Below are 19,941 nucleotides of genomic sequence, written 5' to 3'. Positions count from 1 at the left end.
ACTTCATGCGGCAAGGCCGTTGGATCGGCGGCGCTCGGAAAAGGCTTCGGCCGCAGCCGCGACCGCCTTTGCTGACGAGGGCTTGGCCGCGGGCGCGGCAACCGTCTCCGGATTGGTCACGGGACGCGCGGCGATCGCGATCTTGGACAGGCGCCGCACGACGTTGTCGGCCTCGCCGAGCTGCTTGTAGAGCTGGTCCGACATCTGCGTCGCGGCGGCGAGCTGGCTGCCCAGGTTCTCGTTGACGTCGCGCACGGCGAGCTTCAGCCCGCCGATCGCGCGCTCGGCGATCTCGGTCGCGGTGATCAGCTCGCCGATGACGGCCTTCAGCGAATGCTCGTCCGCCTTCAGCCGCGTCAGCCGCTTGTTGAGCATGACGCAGTAGACGATCGTCAGCATCAGCAGGATAGCCACCAGCGTTTCGATCGCCATTCCCAGGGAGTGGTTCATGGGGCCTCCATCATCTTGTTCTGCTCGTCCACCTTCTCGAACATCGCAAGTGTCGTACTTGGCTTGCGCAAGGGTTTCGTCACGCGGATCGCGACGCGGTCGCCGACCCGGCCCATCCGTCCCTCGGTCAGCGTGACGTCGCCGCAGCGCACGGTGACGTTGGCATCGGCGCGCATGTCCAGCGGCAGCGTGTCGCCGACCTTGAGCCGCATCAGCTGCTTGAGTGGAATGTCGGCCTCGTAGAGCACGGCATCGACGGCGATCTCGGCCTGCACGATCTCGGTGGCGAAATGGCCCTCCCAGACCGGGTCGCGGCCGAACTTTTCGCCCATGAACATCTGGAGCAGGACGCCCCGGATCGGCTCGATGGTCGCGTAAGGCAGCAACAGCTCGATATTGCCGCCGCGGTCTTCCATGTCGATGCGCAGGCGCACCAGGATCGCGGCGTTGGCGGGACGGCTGATCGCGGCGAAACGCGGATTGGTCTCGAGCCGGTCGATCGTGAAGGTCACCGGCGATAGCGGCCGAAACGCCTGCTCGGCGTCGGACAGCACCACCTCGACCAGCCGCTTGACCAGCTCGGTCTCGATCGTGGTGTAGGGCCGGCCCTCGATGCGGAGCTGGCTCGTGCCGCGGCGGCCGCCGAGCAGCACGTCGATCATCGAATAGATCAGGTTGGAATCGACCGTCGCCATGCCGAAGTTCTCCCACTCCTCGGCCTTGAAGACGGTGAGGACGGCAGGCAGCGGGATCGAGTTCATGTAGTCGCCGAAACGCACCGAGGTGATGCGGTCGAGCGAGACTTCGACGTTGTCCGAGGTGAAGTTGCGCAAGGACGTCGTCATCAGCCGCACCAGGCGGTCGAAGACGATTTCGAGCATCGGCAGACGCTCGTAGGAGACCATCGCCGAATCGATGATCGCGCGGATGCCGGAATGATCGTCGAGCGTGACGTCGCCGACGGTGAAGCCGAGGAGATTGTCGATCTCCTCCTGCGACAGCACCCGCTCGCCGGAATTCTTGCCATTGCCGAGATCGCGGCTGCCGTCCTCGACCATGGCCGCCCATTGCAGGGCCATGGTCTCCGATAGCTCGTTCTCGGCGGCAGCCTTTGCCGCCTCGGCGGGATCCTCGGAATCGAGCGAGGCCTCCCACTGGGCGGCAATTGCATCCTGGTCGACTTGGTCGTTGCCCGCCATGATCCTTAGTCCGTCATGCTCACTGGACCACGACTTCCTTGAACAGCACCGCGCTGACCTGGATCGGGGCGACTGCCGCGTTGACGCGCTTGGTCAGTTCCTCCTTGAGGCGGAAGATGCCCGCGGAACCGTTGAGGTCGGAGGGACGCAGTTCGCGCACATAGGTCTGGAAGATGTCGGTGACGCGCGGCATCGTCGGCTTGATCGCCTCGATCTGCTTCTCTTCCTTCAGCTCCAGCACGATCTTCAGCCGCAGATATTGCACGCGCTCGCCCGGCGCGCCGGCGAGGTTGACCATCATGTCGGGGACGTCGACGAAGGCCGGCGGCTTCGGTGGAGGCGCGGCCTCGGCGTGGTGCTCGCCCTCGCCATGACGGAAGAAGAAGAACCAGGTCGCGGCGCCGCCGCCAATGACGGCGAGCACACCGACGACCATGATAATGAGCTTGAGCTTGTTCTTCGGCGGAGCGGCTTCCGCGCCATCAGCGGCTGCGCCGCCTTCCTCATTCTCTGCCATGGTTGCCGCGCTCGTTCATCTCTCAAAGGGTCGAAAGAGCGAAGCCTCCTGGCAGACAGTGACGCGATACAAATGTCCCAGCGCAATGCGCTCCTCTTGCACGCAAACGCTACGGTAATAATGGTTAACGGAACCTTTCGATTGGGCCTCAGCTAGGAAAAATCTGCCGGGCAAACATGGCTAACAGAACCTTTCTGCCGCCCTCCCGCGCCCATCGAAAGTCGACAAGACATTGAAATTACGAAGTTTTCTTAGTTGGCACGGCTTTCGCTGAGAGAGGGCCGAGACTGAACGGTTTGGGAGAACCCGACGGTCTCGGTCACGGGGTCCGCCAAGACGCTTGGGAGAGCGAAATGGCAGATCTCACTCAGGGGAGATTTCCGATGCAGAACGCGCTTCTGATCGGCTTGTCACGGCAGATGACGTTGGAACGGCAGGTGGATGTCATCGCCAACAACGTCGCCAATGCCAACACCAACGGCTTCAAGGCCGACCATTCGCTGTTCGAGGAGTATCTCAACTCGAACGCGCGTGAGGACAATTTCATCGGTCGCGACCGCCGGGTCTCCTATGTTCAGGACCGCGGCACCTTCCGCGACGTCGGCCAGGGGCCGATGGAGCCGACCAGCAATCCGCTGGACATGGCGATCAACGGCAGTGCCTATTTCGCGGTGCAGGCCAATGGCGGCGAGCTCTATACCCGCGACGGCAAGTTCTCGCTCAACAGCACCGGCCAGCTCGTCACCGCCGACGGCAACCTCGTGCTCGGCAATGCCGGCCCGATCACCTTCCAGCCGACCGACCACGACATCAATGTCGCGCCCGACGGCACCGTCACGGTGCTCGAAGGTACGGCGCGGACCGATTCGATCCGCGGCAAGATCCGCATGGTGTCGTTCGACGATCCGGCCAAGCTGACCAAGCTCGGCGCCAATCTCTATGGCGCCGGCTCGGCAAACCAGCAGGCCGACACCAAGTCCACCTTGCAGCAGGGTTACGTCGAGAAGTCGAACGTGAATGCGGTCGGCGAGATGACCCGCATGGTCGAGGTGATGCGCAGCTACGCCGCGATCGCCAGCCTGCTGCAGCAGCAGAGCGACCTCCACAAATCGGCGATCGAAAAGCTCGCCGACGTTCCGGCCTGATTGAAGGAGAACTGACATGCAGGCGCTTCACACCGCAGCGACCGGAATGGCGGCACAGGAACTCAACGTTCAGGTGATCTCCAACAACATCGCCAACCTGCGCACCACCGGCTTCAAGAAGCAGACCGCCGCGTTCCAGGACCTGATCTACGAGCACGTCCGCCGTGTCGGCGCCCAGTCGTCGGACCAGGGCACCATCCTGCCGGTCGGCGTCGACATCGGCGGCGGCGTCAAGACTGTGGGCACGCCGCGCAGCATGACGCAGGGAACGCTGTCGCAGACCGGCAACGACCTCGATCTCGCCGTCTCGGGCGACGGCTTCTTCAAGATCCTGATGCCAGACGGTACCTTCCAGTACACCCGCGACGGCACCTTCCAGATGGACAATCAGGGCCGCATCGTCACCGCACAGGGCAACCCGGTGCAGCCGACGATCACCATTCCGAACAACGCCTCGGGCATCACGGTGAGCGAGCAGGGCCAGGTCTCGGTGACGCTGCCGGGCTCGTCGACCTCGACCATCCTCGGCCAGATCGGCGTCACGCGGTTCATCAACAAGGCGGGCCTTCAGCCCGTCGGCAACAACCAGTTCACCGAGACCCCCTCCTCCGGCACGCCGCAGGACGGCACCGCCAATTCCGAGGGTTACGGCAAGATCACGCAAGGCAGCCTGGAGCAGGCCAATATCGACGTCGTCTCGGAGATGAGCGATCTGATCGCCGCGCAACGCGCTTACGAGATGAACGCCAAGGTGATCAGCGCCGCCGACCAGATGATGCAGTCGACCACGGCGCTGTTCCGCTGAGGTGATGACGATGATCCGCGCCACCCTCGCCACGATCTCCACCCTTCTCGCGCTGGCATTGCCGGCAGCGGCCGCCGACGATTTCATCGCCTCGCCGACGCTGCGCGCAAGCGTCACCGTGACCTCGGACGTGGTGCGGATCGGCGATCTCATCGACAACGCCGGATCGGCCGCACTGATCCCGGTCTACCGCTCGCCCGATCTCGGCACCACCGGCACGCTGACGGTCGGCCAGGTACTCTCGGTGCTGCGGGCCAAACAGGTGATCGGCGTCATGACCGGCGACATCAAGGAGGTTCAGGTCACCCGCCTCGCCCGCACGCTCGCGAGCAAGGATATCGAAAACGCGGTCGCCGCGGCGCTCGAGCGCCGCTTCGGCCTCGGAGAAGCCGCCAACATCACCGTCACGTTCGACCGCAGCGTCGCCGAGATGCGGCTGGACGCCTCCAACAGCGGCGCGCTGCAGCCGGTCGCAACCCGCTTTGATGCCCGCAGCGGCCGTTTCGACATCGCCTTCGAGATTGCCAACGATAGCAACTCTGCGCCGACCAAGCTGCGCTTCACCGGCACCGCGATCGAGATGGTGGAAGTGGCCGTGCTGACCCGCGACGTCGACCGCGCCGAGCTCCTGAAATCCTCCGACGTCTCGCTCGAGCGCCGGCCGAAGGCCGAGGTCACCGGCGAGCCCGCCTCGCGCGACCGCAGCATTGGCATGCAGCTGCGCCGGCCGATGCGGGCAGGCACGCCGATCCGCGCCGCCGACATCGTCAGACCCGACTTCGTCGTGCGCGATCAGGCCGTCACCATCATCTACCAGGTACCCGGCCTCTATCTCACCACGCGCGGCAAGGCGATCGAGAGCGGCGCCGAGGGCGACACCGTCAGCGTGCTCAATCTGCAGTCCAAGCGCACGCTGACCGGCACCGTCACCGGCCGCGGCCAGGTCACAGTCCAGGGCGCCAGCCAGTCCGCGCCGATGGCGCCCGCACTCGAGCAGACCTCCTCGCTCAAGCGTGACGACGTGCCCGCACCCGTCGACACTGCAGCCCTCGTCCGGAACCTGATCCAGACCCCCGCGTCGCCGGCTCAAGTCGCACAAGTCCAGATCCCGCAAGCCCGCGTCTCGCTAGCTCCAGCCAAGCCAGAGTAAGTCATGTCCCCGTTCAGTTCGGCTTCCCGTCTTCGTCGCATCGCGATCTCTGCCTTGCTGCTGGCCTCTTGCGCACTGGGCGGCTGCTCCTCGATCGACCGCCTGTCGCAGATCGGCGAGCAGCCGAAGCTGTCGGCGATCGACAATCCGACGACGCAGCCCGGCTACAAGCCGGTGCAGATGCCGATGCCGAAGCCGGAGGTCGCCTCCTACAATCCGAACTCGCTCTGGCGTAACGGCAGCCGCGCCTTCTTCAAGGACCAGCGCGCCCGCCAGGTCGGCGATCTCCTGACCGTGACCGTGAACATCACCGACAAGGCCAACATCGAGAACGACACCTCGCGCAGCCGCACCAACAAGGAAGATTCAGGAATCACAAACTTCATTGGCGCCCAAACGATCACCCAGGCCAACAAGATCCTGCCGGGCCGGGTCCTGACCGCCGACTCGACCTCGTCGAGCGAAGGCAAGGGCAGTGTCGACCGCAAGGAAGCCCTGCAGACCAACGTCGCCGCCGTGGTGACCCAGGTGCTGCCGAACGGCAATCTGGTCGTCGAAGGCAAGCAGGAGATCCGCGTCAACTTCGAAATTCGCGAGCTGATCGTCGCCGGCATCGTGCGCCCTGAGGACATTCAGAGCGACAACACCATCGACTCCACCAAGATCGCCCAGGCCCGCATCGCCTATGGCGGCCGCGGCCAGATCACCGACGTGCAGCAGCCGCGCTACGGCCAGCAGGTCATGGACGTGCTGCTGCCCTTCTAACCTTCTCCCGAGCTCCCACATCGTGTTCGCGAACCTAGGCGCGAACGACGGTGTACGACGCGGCCTTCGGTAGCTCCCCTGCCGGAGGCCGCATGTATTTTGCCTGCGCCGCCGCAAGCGGCGCAGGCTTCTTCTAGAGCAGTTCGATCCCGCGTGCTTGCGCCCACCGCTCGAGGATCTTGCACTCCTCGGAATGCGGTACACGGTTTGCGAACCCACGAACCTGGACCGCCCGAGCGCGGCGATCAAGCTCGATGGTCAGCAACCGATCTGGAGCACCCGCAGCGCGGCGGCGCAGCGACCAGATCGACGCCTGCCCGGCGATGCATTTGGAGGCGTAGCTGGCGACGCAGTGGCGCATGCTCCGCGTCTCAGCCACGAGATCGGCCGCGGTACGCAATTGAACCACGACGTACTCCTCCCGCTTGCCTCGAACCTTGGACGATGGGCTCCATGACCAGTCCGCGATCGCGGCCCCCGGCCAGCTGTCATCGATGGGGCCTTGTGCCGCCCCACGCGCACGGTTCTGCGCAGCCTCCGCGCGACGGCGTGCAGCCTCGATGCGAGCGATCGCTTCGAGATCGTGATGCCATTCGCGCATCAGCCGGCCAAGCGAAGCCAGCGAGCGCCCCTTGAGGCTGAACGCCGGATCACGCCGGTGGCAAGCTGCGAGGTAATCATGGAGATCGTCCATCTCGTCGACCGAGGTTGGATGCGCGCAGAAGAAGCGCACCACCTCGCGCCAGAAGCCATGCTCCGCGCGGCGCGTATGCGCGATCCTCGAGCGCGCGATCTGCATCGCAACGCCGGCATCGTTCGCGTAGGTTCGCGCGATCGCCTGCCAGATCGCAGCCTCGAAGCCGACGTTCCCTAAGCGATTGAGGAACGCATGGACCTCCTTGCGAGACAGCCACGCGCTGGCACCGGCGCCGTAGAGCGAACCGCCACCGGCCGCCACGACATACCATCGCTTGCGCAACATGATCTCGTCGCGGCTCAGTCCCGCGCTATCGATCCAGATCTGCTCCAGATGCTCGGCGACAGGATAGCGCGCAAAGAGATAGCGGGCGGCACCAAGACGAAGACGCGCGGCGTCGCGAGTCTTCAGCTGCGGCTTCCAGGCCGAAGCGTCGCGCACGACGTCCGCCTCGAAGCCACGCCTGGCCTCTTTGATCGCGTTCTTGAAATCCGGTGGAGGACGCGTCCGCTGCGACACATGCCGCAACGAAAACTCGTAGGCTTCAACCCGCGCGCGCTCGGCCTGCTGCCGGCGCTGAATCAATGACTGGGCCATTGTCGTTCAACATGATTGGATGACTGTCAGCCGGACGCACTGAGAGCGTCGGCACGGAGCGTGTCGATCGCCACAAAGTACTCACGGCTGGTCTCCTCATTGTTGAACGCGCAGGTTGAATGGGATGGAGCTCATATACTCGATTGCCGGCGGGTGCAAGATGTCTTTGTCTGATGGCTTCAGAAGCGGCACCTCACGAGAGAGGCTCGCGACATTTTAGCAACGCTGCTGCCTCAATCTCTGCCATTGCGAGCCAAGCGAAGCAATCCAGACTGCGGCCGCGGAAAGATTCTGGATTGCTTCGCGACGCTCGCAACGACGTGGATGAGGCACAGTATTCCAGCCACTCCCACTGTCATCGTCCGCGAAGGCGGACGATCCAGTACTCCGGGACATTCGTGGTTGTACTGATGCAGCGCGGCGTACTGGATTCCCCGCCTGCCGCCTTCGCTAAAGCTTCGGCGCCCCTGGACCTCAACCCTGGCGAAGCCTTGGCGTAGCCGGGTCGCGGGGAATGACTACGGCGAGTGCCGGTGCACCCCTCACGTAAACTTCGCCTCCACCACGCCCAGCCCATCCAGCTCCATCCGCACCTTGTCGCCGGCCTTCAGCCACAGCGTCTTGACCAGGCTGCCCGTCAGGACGAGCTGCCCGGCGTGCAGGCCCTTGCCCTCGGCGGCGAGATGGTTGGCGAGCCAGGCGAGTGCGTTGTGGGGATGGCCGAGCACGTCGGCGCCGGTGCCGTGGCTGACCTCCTCGCCGTTGACGATGGCGCGGCCCTTGACGGCCTTCAGGTCAGGCACCGACGAGCGCGGAACCGAGGGACCCAGCACGCAGCCGGCGGCGAAGAAATCGTCAGCGATCAACGTCGGCGCGCCCATCGTCTCCCACTTCACGTAGCGGTCGTCGACGATCTCGATCGCGGGATGATAGGCCTCGACCGCCTCGCCGACCCATTCGGCCGTGAACGGCGCCTCGCCGGCGGCAAGGTCGCGCTTCAGCCGCACCGCGATCTCGCATTCGACGCCGACCCGGACATAGTTGGAGGTGGCGAGCTTGGCGCCGCTGTCATGAACGCCCTTCTGGAACACGCCGCCGCCGCAGGGGTGAGGGATTCCGATATAATCCTGCATCACCTGGCTGGTGCAGCCGATCTTGTAGCCGACGAGCGGGCCGACATGCGGCAGCAGGAGATCGTGCAGGGCGCGCTGGACCTGATAGCCCTCGGCTTCATCCGCGGGGGGACGTTCCAGCGCCGCGAGCGGCGCATGGTTTCGGCGCGCCAGCGCGATCGCCTTTGCGGCTTCGAGAGTCTTGTCCATTGGCGCCGCCTCCCACGCTACGCAGTCGAAGGCGGCACTTCAGCATCCCCGCTCCGCCCTGACAAGCGCGGCCAGCCGGAAGACTACCGCCTCCTGCCCGCGTTTAAGGAAATATTGAGTGGGTGGAGGCTTTAATGGAGCCGCGCCCCGGCAGCTCTCGCAAAATGCGCACGAGGCACGATTACAGCAATGCTTGATGCAGCTGGATCAACGTCTCAACTCCAGAGTCGATCTCATTGATGCGACTCGCGAAATCCCTCGCACCTGAAGTGAAGGCTGTTTCTCATCCGAACTCACGTGAGCTCGGAGCAATCGGATCTAGCCCGTTGATAGCGATTCACTTTTCGCGATCGCGCTCTCGCGTTGATGGCGCGTGGCAAGCCACAGGCAAAATCCAAGCACGGCGCCAAACGGCGCCTTGCGTCCAAAAACAAAGAGCCGCAACTCTGCGGCTCGGGCTCTATTCGTCGCGATAAACCTTCTCGCGTTTCTCGTGGCGCTCCTGCGCTTCCACCGAGAGCGTCGCGATGGGCCGGGCCTCGAGCCGCTTCAACGAGATCGGCTCCCCGGTTTCCTCGCAATAGCCGTAGGTGTTGTCCTCGATGCGCTGGAGCGCGGCGTCGATCTTGGCGATCAACTTGCGCTGGCGGTCGCGGGCGCGGAGTTCGATGGCGCGGTCGGTTTCGGACGAGGCCCGATCGGCGAGATCGGGGTGGTTCACGTTCTCCTCCTGCAGAGCTTGCAGGGTGAGCTTTGACTCTTTGAGGATCTCATCCTTCCAGGCAAGGAGCTTCAAACGGAAGTACTCCTTCTGCCGGTCGTTCATGAAAGGCTCTTTGTCGGTCGGTCGGTAGTTTTTCAACTTTTCCAAGGGCGGCCTATCTTTTTAAGCAACGACTCGCGAACGGAACGGGGTCCGTTGAGCCGGGCCTTATATAGTGGCCTCCCGTGACAGACAATATTTCCCTCACCGCCCAGTCATCGCCCCCAAGCCCTTGCACAGGAAGGTTTATCCTAGAGGGCTCGGAGGCGGCTGGCGGCTTAATAGCCGACCGTAAAGCGCTGCATCAGATGGGCCGGCCGTTCGATCTCGTCAGCCAGCGCGATGGCGTAGTCGGCGAAGGTGATCCAGCTCTTGCCGTTCGCATCTGCGAGAAGCTGGTCGGTCCCAAGCCGGAACTTGCCCGTGCGTTCCCCCTCGACGAACAGCGCCGACGGCGAGATGAAGGTCCAGTTCAGGTCCTTTTCCTGCCGCAGCAGGTCCAGGAAGGCCGAGCCTGCCTCCGCCTCAGCCTTGTATTGGGCTGGAAAATTGGGCGTCGTGACCAGCTTCACGCCTGGGGCAACCTCAAGGCTCCCGGCGCCGCCGACCACGAGGTAGCGACCCACCTTGGAGTCCTTCGCCGCACCGATCAGCTTGAGCGGGTCGCTAGCCAGGAAGTGCACGGAACTCACGGCGACCTCGTGCCCGGCCCACAGCGTGGCGAGGCCGGCCTGGTCGAGCACATCCCCCCTGGTCGGCGTGACGTTCGGCAGGGCTGCGATCTTGTCGGGGTTCCGGGCGATGGCGGTGACGCTATGGCCGCGGCGCGACAGTTCCTTGGTGATCTCCGACCCGGCCCGGCCCGAGGCGCCGGCGACTGCGATCTTCATGGAAGGCTCCTTTGCTTCTGTAGTAACCAGTAGTTACTAGATATCGCAAAGAATGCTGGTGTTAAGAGAGCACTTTGTGCTTACCTGATTACGCAAAGGTAACCTGGACGCGTACAGCCGTCACGCGTACCGCCCGCGACGAGATGGATTCCGAGGACCGATGATGAAGCCCGACGTCTACGCAGCGAACTGCCCCACCCGCCAAATCCTCGATCGCGTCGGCGACAAATGGGCGGTGCTGATCCTCTTGCTCCTGCGCGAGGAGCCGATGCGCTTCAATCAGTTGCGCCGCACGATTGAAGGCATCTCGCAGAAGATGCTGAGCCAGGTTCTCAAGTCGCTTGAACGCGACGGCCTGATCAAGCGCCACGCCATCGCGACGGTGCCTGTGACGGTGGAGTATTCGATCACGCAGCTCGGGCTGACGCTGGCGGCGGCGGTCGATCCCTTACGCGATTGGGCCGAGCAGAATCTGAAAGACGTGCTCGCCGCCCAGCGTCGCTACGACGCGCAGCAGAAGGAGGAAGCGGCGTAGGCCTGCGAAGGACGCTTACGGGATTTCCGTCATCCTGAGGCGCGAGTGGTGCGATGCAAAGCATCGCGCCGGGAGCCTCGAAGGATGTACGGCCGAGATGCGGCCGGGCCGTCGTCCTTCGAGGCTCGTCCTGCTATGCAGGACGAGCGCCTCAGGATGACGGATGACTCTTACCCCCGCCCGGCCTTCGCCAGCTCGACCTCGACGCGCAGCTCGATCTCGGACAGCACCGCATCGAGACCAGCATCGCCCGAGGACGATTTCAAATTCGCCGCGGCATCGCGCAGCCGCATCACCGTCGAGGCGTCGAGATTGCCGGACAAGAGCCCCATCTTGAGGTCGTCGAGCACGTCGAGTGCAGTTCTGCCGCGAGCGACCGAGCGCTTGCGGCGCTCGACCGGATCCTCCTCGACGCCCTGCAATGCCAGCAGCGCATCGATGTTGGCGGTGGCCTTCGGTGCAGCAGCGCTCCGCGTCTCCTGCGCCGATGAGGTGTCGGGCAGCACGAAGGTGCCGGAGCCGGTCCGCCTGGCTTGGCTGGCTGGCGTTCCAAGCGTGGTGCCGTTCGGTCCGTAGATGCGCATCGGAGGCAATCCGGGTGATCGATGCCTCACCTTCGCTGTCTTATGGTTAACGGCGCGTAAACGGCCCGGCAAAATCTGCCGACAGGCGGCAGTTTCGCTCCTCAGGACGAACGCCGGCTGACATCGGTCGAAACAGATTTATTCAACCTATTCAGCCACCTGCCCCGCTGCGCCGGGTTGGCACAGTGCTCGCAAGGAAAGCGCCGGACCAGCTCGTCATGGGAGTGTCGTGCAGGTCTTGTCGATTTGAGGAGCCTTTTTAGGGCCTTGGGGAGCAGAGGATGCCAGCCGTTCGTTGGGTGAGGATTGTTGGGGTGGCCTGCGCCGCGCTGTCAGCGCTGGCGCTCTCGGTCACGTCAGCGGCTGCGACCTCGCGCATCAAGGATCTCGCCAACATCGAGGGCGTGCGGCAGAACCAGCTCATCGGCTATGGCCTCGTCGTCGGCCTGAACGGCACCGGCGACACGCTCAACAACATCCCCTTCACCAAGCAGTCGCTGCAGGCGATGCTCGAGCGCATGGGCGTCAACATCCGCGGCGCCACCATCCGCACCGGCAACGTCGCCGCCGTAATGGTCACAGGCAACCTGCCGGCCTTCGCCACCCAGGGCACGCGCATGGACGTTACCGTCTCCGCGCTCGGCGATGCCAAGAATCTCCAGGGCGGCACCCTGCTGGTCACTCCCCTGCTCGGCGCCGACGGCAATGTCTACGCGGTGGCGCAGGGCTCGCTCGCGATCTCCGGCTTCCAGGCCGAGGGCGAGGCGGCCAAGATCGTGCGCGGCGTTCCGACCGTTGGACGCATCGCCAACGGTGCCATCATCGAGCGCGAGATCGAGTTCGCGCTCAATCGGCTGCCGAACGTGCGCCTGGCGCTGCGCAACGCCGACTTCACCACCGCCAAGCGCATCGCAGCCGCGGTCAACGACTATCTCGGCGTCAAGACCGCCGAGCCGATCGATCCCTCGACGGTGCAGCTGTCGATCCCGCCGGAGTTCAAGGGCAACGTCGTCGCCTTCCTCACCGAGATCGAGCAGCTGCAGGTCGACCCCGATCTGGCCGCCAAGATCATCATCGACGAACGGAGCGGCATCATCGTGATGGGCCGCGACGTCCGCGTCGCCACCGTCGCTGTGGCACAGGGCAACCTCACCGTCACGATCTCCGAGAGCCCGCAGGTCAGCCAGCCCAACCCGCTGTCGCGCGGCCGCACCGTGGTCGCGCCGCGCAGCAGCGTCACCGTCAGCGAAGACGGCAAGAAGCTGGCGCTCGTCAAGGACGGCGTCTCGCTCCAGCAGCTCGTCGACGGCCTCAACGGCCTCGGCATCGGTCCCCGCGACATGATCAGCATCCTCCAGGCGATCAAGGCCGCCGGCGCCATCGAAGCCGACATCGAGGTGATGTGATGCAGACCGGCGCGATCAACACCCCGCGCGTCGCCACCTCCCCGGCTTTCTCGGTCGAGAGCCGCAACGGCCGGCCGGACTTCGAGCTCGCCGCCGCACTCCAAAAGGTCTCGCCGCAGCAACAGGCCAAGGCGCAGAAGACCGCCACCGATTTCGAGGCGATGTTCCTCAACAGCATGTTCTCGCAGATGACCTCGGGCCTGAAGGGCGAAGGCCCGTTCGGCGATACGCCCGGCACCGGCGTGTGGCGCTCGATGCTGACCGAGCAATATTCCAAGAACTTCGCCAACGCCGGCGGCGTCGGCGTCGCCACCGAAGTCTACCGCACGCTCATCCTGCAGCAGGCGAAAACCACTCTTCGTACGGCATAAGGTCAAACGAGATGAACCATTTCAACGCCTCACGTCAGCCGATGCAAGCCCAGCGTCCGAACACCGCGCCCGGCAGCACCGAGGCGCGCAAGCTCGCCGAGGACCTGATGGATGCGATGAGCGCGCTGCTCGGACTGATCGAGCGCGAGACCGAGCTCGTTCGCGCCGGCAAGGTCCGCGAGGCGATGACGCTCGAGAGCAGGAAGCAGGAGCTGTCGCGCAATTACGTCGACGCCGTCAGCCAGTTGAAGGCAAACCAGGCCCAGCTCGCGAAATCCGCGCCGGAGCTGCTTTCGACGCTGCATCGCCACCACGATGCGTTTCGCGCGATGCTCCAGGTCAATCTCACCGTGCTCGCGACCGCGCACGCGGTCTCCGAGAGCGTCGTGCGCGGCGTCAACGCCGAGATCCAGAAGCGCAACGTGCCGAATACCTATACAGCCGCGGGGCGTCGCGCAGCTCCGGGTCCGCGCCACATCACCCCGCTCGCGGTCAGCCGCTCGCTCTGAGCGCGCAGGAACAAGCGAGAATTTTATGAAAAGTTGCGCGGCAATAGCGTCGCGCGGTTAGGCACGTTTCCTTACCGGGTCTTCAAACCTGGTGTTCCATGGTTGCGCGATTAGAGGGGTTGGGATTTGACTCACGTTAGGCAACCAGGAGGCTGCCATGAGTACAGATTTCAGCATCAGGCCGGTGGGGATCCCGGCCCCCATTCAGATCGTGACGACGTCCAATGCGGCGGCGAACGAGGCTGTGCAAACCGATCTTCCGGTGAGCCAGACGGTCGCCGCGGCCGACACGAACGCGCCCGTACGCAATGATTTGCCGAACCACGACAACATCTCGCGCCAAATCGTATTCGATCAGGCGGCCGCATCCTTTGTCTTTCAGGTCGTCAACGACAAGACCGACACGGTGGTGAACCAGTTCCCGGACGAAGCGATGCTGCGCCGGCGCGCCTATTTCCATGCCCTGGATATGAAGTCCGAGCCTTCGCGCCCGCTCAGCACGGACGTCAGCGCCTGACGACTGAGTGTCGCACGTCGCAACGGCGGATCGACATCAGCCAAGCCGGCCGCAAGATCGATGACGAAGTTGTCGATCTGCGCCCTCACCGGCATCCGTCAGCGTGAACTGGTCCGCGGTCGACAAATGCTCGACCACGACAGCTCTCCGTCACGGCCGTCCGGACAGACCTGCGGCGATGTTGCGGTTGATCTCGATCAGCGGACGGAAGTGATCGAACTGCGGGCTCATCTGCAACGCAGCAGTCTGGCTCAGCACGAACACGCTGATGTTGGCGATCTTCTGCCGGACATCGATCGGCTGCGGATTGGTGTCACGCATCGCCTCGCTCAAGAAGATGGTCCAGAGCTTGCGGTTGAACATCAGGGCCTGCATGGTCTGCTCGCTGAGCGGATCGGCGTTGTTCACCGCGTCCTGGAGCTTGTTGGCGGCCTTGAGCAGGGTCTGCGCCTCGATGTCGCGGGGAGATGCGGTGGTCGTTGCAACACGCGCATAAGCCGAGGCAGCGGAATTCGACATCAATCACATCCTGGACGTTACCTAGCGCGTTGGACGCGCTTAAGGATTTCTTTCCCAACCCTAGGCAGCACCGCTTAAGATTTGCTTACGTGTGTGCTTGGAAGCGCTCCGGACAATTACGGGGCGCGGAGCTCTTCGTCGGCACAACGCTAGATGCACGCACGCACGATGTAAACTCGCTGACGTGATGCGCATCGATCTCAGCTAATCTTGTCTTAGCGATCTCCCTCAAAAGAACGACGGAGCGTTAGCCCCGCCGCGAGATCTCGAGTAGCGAACTTGCGCTGCGAATTAGCGGAGCAGCTGCAGCACGCTCTGTTGCGACTGGTTGGCCAGCGACAGCGCGGAGACCGCGATCGACTGGCGAGTCGAAAGCGCCTGGCTGTTCGCCGCTTCCTCGTTGGTGTCGGCGAGCGTCAGGTTGGACGAGCCGGTCTGCAGCACGTTGATCAAGTTCTTGGAGAAGTCCTGACGCACCTGCACGATCGACAGATTCGAACCGAGCGTGGAGCCTTCCGAGCGCAACGTGCTCGAGGCCGCATTCAGGCTGGCCAGCACCTTGTTGGTGGCGCCGTTGTCGATGAAGTCGACGCCGTTGACGAGATTGCTGAGACCGAGGCCGGCCGCATTGAACACCACGCCGTTGATGCTCAGCGTGGAGCTGCCGGTCTCGTTGAAGACGAGCTTCAGCGTGTCGCCGTTGAGCAGGTTGACGCCGTTGAAGGAGGAGTCCTGCGACGTCGTGTCGATCTGGGCCAGAATGTTGTTGAACTGGTTGACCAGGTTGGAGCGCGCGGTCTGCGCCACAGGATCCTGAACCGGCGGCTGCGCGGTGGTGAAGGCCAGAACACCGGTGATCGTGCCGCCGACGGCGCCGCCCGCGATCGTCGAACCCAGCGTCGAAGAGGCGTATTCGTTGACGGTGGTCACCGTCAGCACACCGTTGGCATCGATCGTCGCCGTCAGGTGGTTGGCCTGCAGCTGCGCGTTGAGCTGGTCCAGCGTCTTGACGGTGCCGTTGGTGCCGTCGCCGAACGTGACGTTCACCGGGGTACCGCCGTTGAACGAGGTGAAGGTCAGCGTCTTGCCGCTGATGCCGCCGACGCCGGAGGTGCGGGCCGCAGTGAAGGCGGTCGCCGTTCCCGTGTTGCCGCTGAGACCGAAGGCGCTGAGCGCATTGCCGGTGCCGGTGATCGAGAGATCGGCGTTGATGCCGGTGGAGAGCGCAAGCTGGCCGCTGCTGTTGACCGAGGACGGGATCTGGCCCGCGCTGGTCGACAGCGTCGCCGCGCCGTTGAAGAGGCTGGCCGTCTTCACCCCGGTCGCAAGGTCGACCGCGTTGAGCAGGTCGGTCAGCGTCGCGCTCTGGATGTAGACGGTCGAGTTGCCGTTGCCGTCGGTGACGATGTTGCCGCTGACGCCGCCCGAGGTGACGCTCGCCGCCGATTGCGGCGTCTGCGCGTTCTTGAAGGTGATGGTGTGGCCGTCGATGTTCAGCGTCGAGCCGTCCTGAACGAGGGTGCCGAGCGAACCCGCTGTGGTCGACCGGGCTGCCGTGACGTTGGCATTGCCGGCGCCGGTTGCGGACGTCAGGCCGAGCGCCTTGAGGAAGTCGGCCTTTCCGGTCACGCTCAGATCGGCGCCGGTCGAGCTCTTCAGCGTGACCTGGCCGCCCGTGATGGATGATGCCACCTGAAGCGTGCCGACGGGACCGGCCGAGCCGCTGACTGAGATAGTCGCGGCGCCGGCGCTGATCGTCGCGCTCTTGACGCCGCTGGCGAGGTCGATCGCGCTCAGCAGGTCGTTGACGTTGCCGGTGGGGGCGGCGGCCGTGCCCATGTAGACGATCGAGTTGCCGTTGCCGTCGGTGGCGATGTGGCCGCTGGCGTCCAGGCCCCAGCCGGTCGCCTGCGTCGCGGGCGCAGCGCCCGTCCGGAAGGTAATGGTCTTGCCGTTGACGGTGATCGAATCGCCGTCGGCCGGCGACGAGCCGAGGGTGCTGGCCGCCGTGGTGCCGATCAGCGTCGCGGTACCGGTCAGTGCAGTGGTGCCGTCGGCCGCATTGGCGACAGCGCCGGTCAGCGTGCCCGCAGTCGAGCCCAACGATGCACCGAGCGTGGCGGCGGCCGTCACCGGCGTCACGCCACCGGGTGCGCCGGTGTAGAGCACGTTGCTGTTCGCGGTCGCGCTTGCATACGAGGTCGTGCCGCGCAGATCAGCCGGCGTGGCACCGGGTATCGTGGTCGAGACGTTGGATTTGGTGGAGTAGCCGACCGTGGTCTGCAGCGCCTGGTTGGCGATCGATTTCGCGCTGTCGATCAGCTTTTGCAGCGAGGTGATGCCGGTGTTGGCGGCCTGGAGCACCTGCACACCGTTGTTGATGCCGTCGAGCAGGTTGCTGATGTCGCTCGCCCGGTTGTCCAACCCCTGCGCCGTGAAGAAGTTGGTGGGATTGTCGAGCGCCGTGTTGACCTTCTTGCCGGTCGACAACCGCTCCTGCGTCGTGGCCAGCAAGTCGGCCGTCGACTGCAGCGACAACAGGTTCTGGCGAACGGACGCCGAGAGAACGATGTTGGACATTGGCGAGTCTTCCTCTTGAACCGGATACGAATCGGCCGCGCGGTCTGGAAAGCGGGGCTTTTGTCCAGTTCTAGGAGGTGTCCTTTAAAGTATGGTTAACGCCGGTTTAAGCGATAGGGTTAATGGCCGGTGAACGCGCTCTGCCCGCTTCCAAACGCAAAAAGGAGCGGCGGGGCAAATGGCCCCGTCGCTCGATTTTTATTAGCGATTTCAGTCGCTTATTAGCGGAGCAGCTGGAGCACGCTCTGCTGCGATTGGTTGGCCAGCGACAGCGCGGAGACGGCGATCGACTGGCGGGTCGACAGCGCCTGGCTGTTGGCCGCCTCGACGTTGGTGTCGGCCAGGGTCAGGTTGGACGAGCCGGTCTGCAGCACGTTGATCAGGTTCTTGTTGAAGTCCTGACGGATCTGCACCACCGAGAGGTTCGAGCCGAGGCTGGATGCTTCCGATCGCAGCGTGCTCGACGCGGCGTTCAGATTGGTCAGCACCCTGTTGGCGGCGGCGTTGTCGATGAAGTCGACACCAACCGTCAGCGCGGCGAGGCCGAGACCCTTGGAGTTGTAGGTCACGCCGGTGATGTTCAGGCTCGACTTGCCGGTCTCGTCGAACACCAGCTTCAGCTGATCGCCGTTCAAGAGGTTGACACCGTTGAACGAGGAGTCCTGCGCGGTCGTGTCGATCTGGTTCAGGATGTTATTGTACTGAGACACCAGGTTCGCACGGGCCGTCTGGGCGACCGCATCCTGGACGGGGGTGGAAGCCGTCGAGAACGTCAGCGCCGACGTGAGCGTACCGCCGATCGCACCGCCCGCTGCGGTCGAGCCGAGCGTCGAGGAGGCATAGTCGTTGGATGCGGTGATCGTCAGCAGGCCGTTGGCGTCGATCGTCGCGGACAGGTTGTTGGCCTGCAGCTTCGCGTTGAGCTGATCCAGCGTCTTGACCGTGCCGTTGGTGCCGTCGCCGAAGGTGACGTCAACCGCGGTGCCGCCGTTGAAGGAGGTGAAGGTCAAGCTCTTGCCGCTGATGCCGCCGATGCCGGAGGTGCGCGCCGCCGAGAACGCCGTGGCGTTGCCGGTATTGCCCGAAAGGCCAAACACCGCCAGCGCATTGCCGGTCCCGGTGATCGACAGGTCGGCGTTGATGCCGGTCGAGAGCTGCAGCTGGCCGCTGGTGTTGATCGACGACTTGCTCTGGCCGGTTGCGGTATTCAGTGTCGCCACGCCGTTGGCCGCAATCGACGCGGTCTGCACGCCGGTGGCCAGATCGATCGCGTTCAGCACGTCGGCGACGTTGCCGGCCTGGAGATAGACCGTCGAGTTGCCGTTGCCGTCGGTGATGACGTTGCCGCTCTTGCCAAAGCCGGTCGGAATGGCCGGCGCACCCGCCGAGCCCGGAACCGGCGCGTTCTTGAAGGTGATGACGTGGCCGTCGACATTCAGGGATGCGCCATCCGAAATCAGCGATCCCAGCGAGCTCGCGCTCGTCGTGCGGTTGACGCTCAGCGACGCATTGCCGCCGCCAGTCGCGCCGGAGAGGCCCAGCGCCTTCAGCAGGTCGGCCTTGCCCGTCAGCGACAGATCCGCACCCGTCGAGCTCTTCAGCGCCACGATACCTGCGGCAATCGAGGAGGGTGTCTGGCCCGCGCTGGTCGCAATCGTCGCCAACCCGCTCGCGATGACCGAGGTGCCCACGCCGCTGGCGAGATCGATCGCGGTCAGGAGGTCGTTGACCGTCGCAGCCGGAGTGCCGGCGGTGCCGAGATAGACGGTGGTGTTGCCGTTGCCGTCAGTCACGAGATTGCCGCTGAGGCCTGAGCCTGCCGGAACTGCGCTGGCAAGCGGCGCCGAGCCGGAGCGGAAGGTGATGGTCTTGCCGTTCACCGTCAGCGTGTCGCCGTCAGCAGGAGCCGAGCCGATCTTCGTCGCGGCGGTGGTGCCGATCAGGGTCATAGTGCCGGTGACGGCGGTCGTGCCGTCGGCAGCGTTCACGGCCACCGTGTTCGAGAAGGTGCCCTGGGTTGCGCCGAGCGTCGTAGTCGCAATGGCCGCGGTCACACCGCCCGCCGTGCCGTTATACAGCACGTTGCTGTAGGCGGTCGCGCTTGCATAGGAGGTCGTGCCGCGCAGGTCGGCCGCGGTCGCACCCGCGATCGTGGTGGAGACGTTCGACTTGGTGGAGTAGCCGACGGTGGTCTGCAGCGCCTGGTTGGCGATCGACTTGGCGCTGTCGATCAGCTTCTGCAGCGAGGTCAGGCCGGTGTTGGCAGCCTGCAGCACCTGCACGCCGTTGGCGATGCCGTCGAGCAGGTTGTTGATGTCGCTGGCGCGGTTGTCGAGCGACTGTGCAGTGAAGAAGTTGGTGGGATTGTCCAGGGCCGAGTTGACGCTCTTGCCGGTCGACAGACGATTCTGTGTGGTGGCGAGAAGATCAGCGGTGGACTGGAGCGAGAGCAGGTTCTGACGAACCGACGCAGAGAGAACAATACCGGACATGACTCTTACCCTTCTGGCTTACGCGTCTTCGTTCGATCGCTTCGGATCGAGTGACGGGCACAGCCTGCGCGGACATGGCTAACAAAGGGTGAAACGAGTCTCGCCGGGATAAGCGCCGGTTCACCATA

General features: G+C 64.3%; 20 protein-coding genes. 9 read left to right on the top strand and 11 right to left on the bottom strand.

Annotation, left to right across the window (positions count from 1 at the left end):
• Positions 1-3: 3 nt before the first annotated feature.
• The 3 genes from ACVIIV_RS19745 to fliL are packed head-to-tail and all read right to left on the bottom strand — an operon-like array spanning position 4 to position 2,166.
• Positions 4-450, bottom strand: a complete 447-nt coding sequence (locus tag ACVIIV_RS19745) for a DUF6468 domain-containing protein (RefSeq protein WP_025037380.1) — start codon at positions 448-450, stop codon at positions 4-6.
• Positions 447-1,649, bottom strand: a complete 1,203-nt coding sequence (gene fliM, locus ACVIIV_RS19740; protein WP_456745652.1) for a flagellar motor switch protein FliM — start codon at positions 1,647-1,649, stop codon at positions 447-449. Before fliM ends, ACVIIV_RS19745 begins: the two co-directional genes overlap by 4 nt.
• Positions 1,650-1,668: 19 nt before the next feature.
• Positions 1,669-2,166: a flagellar basal body-associated protein FliL gene (fliL, locus tag ACVIIV_RS19735; protein ID WP_456745651.1), complete on the bottom strand. Its 498-nt coding sequence runs from the start codon at positions 2,164-2,166 to the stop codon at positions 1,669-1,671.
• A 383-nt stretch (positions 2,167-2,549) separates the two neighbouring features.
• On the opposite strand from fliL, the gene flgF reads away from it, so the two are divergent.
• The 4 genes from flgF to flgH are packed head-to-tail and all read left to right on the top strand — an operon-like array spanning position 2,550 to position 6,031.
• Positions 2,550-3,311 (top strand): flagellar basal-body rod protein FlgF, encoded by a 762-nt coding sequence (flgF, locus tag ACVIIV_RS19730; protein WP_456745650.1) that lies wholly within the window; start codon positions 2,550-2,552, stop codon positions 3,309-3,311.
• 16 nt (positions 3,312-3,327) lie between these two features.
• Positions 3,328-4,116 (top strand): flagellar basal-body rod protein FlgG, encoded by a 789-nt coding sequence (flgG, locus tag ACVIIV_RS19725; RefSeq protein ID WP_456745649.1) that lies wholly within the window; start codon positions 3,328-3,330, stop codon positions 4,114-4,116.
• A 10-nt stretch (positions 4,117-4,126) separates the two neighbouring features.
• Positions 4,127-5,266, top strand: coding sequence for a flagellar basal body P-ring formation chaperone FlgA (flgA, locus tag ACVIIV_RS19720; RefSeq protein ID WP_456745648.1), 1,140 nt, complete (start codon positions 4,127-4,129; stop codon positions 5,264-5,266).
• A 3-nt stretch (positions 5,267-5,269) separates the two neighbouring features.
• Positions 5,270-6,031: a flagellar basal body L-ring protein FlgH gene (gene flgH, locus ACVIIV_RS19715; protein WP_456745647.1), complete on the top strand. Its 762-nt coding sequence runs from the start codon at positions 5,270-5,272 to the stop codon at positions 6,029-6,031.
• 133 nt (positions 6,032-6,164) lie between these two features.
• On the opposite strand, the gene ACVIIV_RS19710 is transcribed toward flgH, so the two are convergent.
• The 4 genes from ACVIIV_RS19710 to ACVIIV_RS19695 all read right to left on the bottom strand — a co-directional run bounded on the left by ACVIIV_RS19710 (position 6,165) and on the right by ACVIIV_RS19695 (position 10,300).
• Positions 6,165-7,325 carry a PcfJ domain-containing protein gene (locus ACVIIV_RS19710; protein WP_456745646.1) on the bottom strand — a complete coding sequence of 387 codons (1,161 nt, stop codon included), beginning with the start codon at positions 7,323-7,325 and terminating at the stop codon, positions 6,165-6,167.
• A 542-nt stretch (positions 7,326-7,867) separates the two neighbouring features.
• Entirely contained in the window at positions 7,868-8,647 is a 780-nt protein-coding gene (locus ACVIIV_RS19705) for a 2-keto-4-pentenoate hydratase (protein ID WP_456745645.1), read from the bottom strand.
• Positions 8,648-9,107: 460 nt separating this feature from the next.
• Positions 9,108-9,473 (bottom strand): RNA polymerase-binding protein DksA, encoded by a 366-nt coding sequence (dksA, locus tag ACVIIV_RS19700; RefSeq protein WP_085966600.1) that lies wholly within the window; start codon positions 9,471-9,473, stop codon positions 9,108-9,110.
• Between the two features lie 215 nt (positions 9,474-9,688).
• On the bottom strand, positions 9,689-10,300 hold the full coding sequence (locus ACVIIV_RS19695) for an NAD(P)-dependent oxidoreductase (RefSeq protein ID WP_456745644.1): 612 nt from the start codon (positions 10,298-10,300) through the stop codon (positions 9,689-9,691).
• 163 nt (positions 10,301-10,463) lie between these two features.
• Between ACVIIV_RS19695 and ACVIIV_RS19690 the strand changes: the two genes are divergently transcribed.
• A complete protein-coding gene (locus tag ACVIIV_RS19690; RefSeq protein ID WP_027552655.1) occupies positions 10,464-10,835 on the top strand; it encodes a winged helix-turn-helix transcriptional regulator in 372 nt (123 codons plus the stop codon).
• Positions 10,836-11,005: 170 nt separating this feature from the next.
• Here the strand turns inward: ACVIIV_RS19690 and ACVIIV_RS19685 are convergent, their stop codons facing one another.
• Entirely contained in the window at positions 11,006-11,419 is a 414-nt protein-coding gene (locus ACVIIV_RS19685) for a flagellar assembly protein FliX (RefSeq protein WP_456745643.1), read from the bottom strand.
• 281 nt (positions 11,420-11,700) lie between these two features.
• On the opposite strand from ACVIIV_RS19685, the gene ACVIIV_RS19680 reads away from it, so the two are divergent.
• The 4 genes from ACVIIV_RS19680 to ACVIIV_RS19665 all read left to right on the top strand — a co-directional run bounded on the left by ACVIIV_RS19680 (position 11,701) and on the right by ACVIIV_RS19665 (position 14,222).
• Positions 11,701-12,825 carry a flagellar basal body P-ring protein FlgI gene (locus tag ACVIIV_RS19680; RefSeq protein WP_456745642.1) on the top strand — a complete coding sequence of 375 codons (1,125 nt, stop codon included), beginning with the start codon at positions 11,701-11,703 and terminating at the stop codon, positions 12,823-12,825.
• The gene (flgJ, locus tag ACVIIV_RS19675) at positions 12,825-13,196 is read left to right on the top strand and encodes a flagellar assembly peptidoglycan hydrolase FlgJ (RefSeq protein ID WP_456745641.1); all 372 of its coding nucleotides are present in this window, start codon (positions 12,825-12,827) and stop codon (positions 13,194-13,196) included. Before ACVIIV_RS19680 ends, flgJ begins: the two co-directional genes overlap by 1 nt.
• Positions 13,197-13,207: 11 nt before the next feature.
• A complete protein-coding gene (locus tag ACVIIV_RS19670) occupies positions 13,208-13,705 on the top strand; it encodes a hypothetical protein (RefSeq protein ID WP_456745640.1) in 498 nt (165 codons plus the stop codon).
• 157 nt (positions 13,706-13,862) lie between these two features.
• Positions 13,863-14,222 (top strand): hypothetical protein, encoded by a 360-nt coding sequence (locus ACVIIV_RS19665; protein ID WP_456745639.1) that lies wholly within the window; start codon positions 13,863-13,865, stop codon positions 14,220-14,222.
• A 150-nt stretch (positions 14,223-14,372) separates the two neighbouring features.
• On the opposite strand, the gene flaF is transcribed toward ACVIIV_RS19665, so the two are convergent.
• The 3 genes from flaF to ACVIIV_RS19650 form a co-directional block, all read right to left on the bottom strand.
• Positions 14,373-14,741, bottom strand: coding sequence for a flagellar biosynthesis regulator FlaF (gene flaF, locus ACVIIV_RS19660; protein ID WP_028181463.1), 369 nt, complete (start codon positions 14,739-14,741; stop codon positions 14,373-14,375).
• Positions 14,742-15,032: 291 nt separating this feature from the next.
• Positions 15,033-17,321, bottom strand: coding sequence for a DUF1522 domain-containing protein (locus tag ACVIIV_RS19655; RefSeq protein ID WP_456745638.1), 2,289 nt, complete (start codon positions 17,319-17,321; stop codon positions 15,033-15,035).
• A 221-nt stretch (positions 17,322-17,542) separates the two neighbouring features.
• On the bottom strand, positions 17,543-19,813 hold the full coding sequence (locus ACVIIV_RS19650; RefSeq protein ID WP_456745637.1) for a DUF1522 domain-containing protein: 2,271 nt from the start codon (positions 19,811-19,813) through the stop codon (positions 17,543-17,545).
• Between the last annotated feature and the right edge of the window lie 128 nt (positions 19,814-19,941).

The sequence above is a fragment of the Bradyrhizobium sp. USDA 4354 genome (assembly GCF_054060315.1).
This window is presented reverse-complemented; position numbering and strand designations above follow the sequence as displayed.

Coding starts and splice junctions, on each gene's coding strand:
- ACVIIV_RS19745 (WP_025037380.1), bottom strand. CDS start 450: ATGAACCACTCCCTGGGAATGGCGATCGAAACGCTGGTGGCTATCCTG.
- fliM (WP_456745652.1), bottom strand. CDS start 1,649: ATGGCGGGCAACGACCAAGTCGACCAGGATGCAATTGCCGCCCAGTGG.
- fliL (WP_456745651.1), bottom strand. CDS start 2,166: ATGGCAGAGAATGAGGAAGGCGGCGCAGCCGCTGATGGCGCGGAAGCC.
- flgF (WP_456745650.1), top strand. CDS start 2,550: ATGCAGAACGCGCTTCTGATCGGCTTGTCACGGCAGATGACGTTGGAA.
- flgG (WP_456745649.1), top strand. CDS start 3,328: ATGCAGGCGCTTCACACCGCAGCGACCGGAATGGCGGCACAGGAACTC.
- flgA (WP_456745648.1), top strand. CDS start 4,127: ATGATCCGCGCCACCCTCGCCACGATCTCCACCCTTCTCGCGCTGGCA.
- flgH (WP_456745647.1), top strand. CDS start 5,270: ATGTCCCCGTTCAGTTCGGCTTCCCGTCTTCGTCGCATCGCGATCTCT.
- ACVIIV_RS19710 (WP_456745646.1), bottom strand. CDS start 7,325: ATGGCCCAGTCATTGATTCAGCGCCGGCAGCAGGCCGAGCGCGCGCGG.
- ACVIIV_RS19705 (WP_456745645.1), bottom strand. CDS start 8,647: ATGGACAAGACTCTCGAAGCCGCAAAGGCGATCGCGCTGGCGCGCCGA.
- dksA (WP_085966600.1), bottom strand. CDS start 9,473: ATGAACGACCGGCAGAAGGAGTACTTCCGTTTGAAGCTCCTTGCCTGG.
- ACVIIV_RS19695 (WP_456745644.1), bottom strand. CDS start 10,300: ATGAAGATCGCAGTCGCCGGCGCCTCGGGCCGGGCCGGGTCGGAGATC.
- ACVIIV_RS19690 (WP_027552655.1), top strand. CDS start 10,464: ATGAAGCCCGACGTCTACGCAGCGAACTGCCCCACCCGCCAAATCCTC.
- ACVIIV_RS19685 (WP_456745643.1), bottom strand. CDS start 11,419: ATGCGCATCTACGGACCGAACGGCACCACGCTTGGAACGCCAGCCAGC.
- ACVIIV_RS19680 (WP_456745642.1), top strand. CDS start 11,701: ATGCCAGCCGTTCGTTGGGTGAGGATTGTTGGGGTGGCCTGCGCCGCG.
- flgJ (WP_456745641.1), top strand. CDS start 12,825: ATGCAGACCGGCGCGATCAACACCCCGCGCGTCGCCACCTCCCCGGCT.
- ACVIIV_RS19670 (WP_456745640.1), top strand. CDS start 13,208: ATGAACCATTTCAACGCCTCACGTCAGCCGATGCAAGCCCAGCGTCCG.
- ACVIIV_RS19665 (WP_456745639.1), top strand. CDS start 13,863: ATGAGTACAGATTTCAGCATCAGGCCGGTGGGGATCCCGGCCCCCATT.
- flaF (WP_028181463.1), bottom strand. CDS start 14,741: ATGTCGAATTCCGCTGCCTCGGCTTATGCGCGTGTTGCAACGACCACC.
- ACVIIV_RS19655 (WP_456745638.1), bottom strand. CDS start 17,321: ATGTCCAACATCGTTCTCTCGGCGTCCGTTCGCCAGAACCTGTTGTCG.
- ACVIIV_RS19650 (WP_456745637.1), bottom strand. CDS start 19,813: ATGTCCGGTATTGTTCTCTCTGCGTCGGTTCGTCAGAACCTGCTCTCG.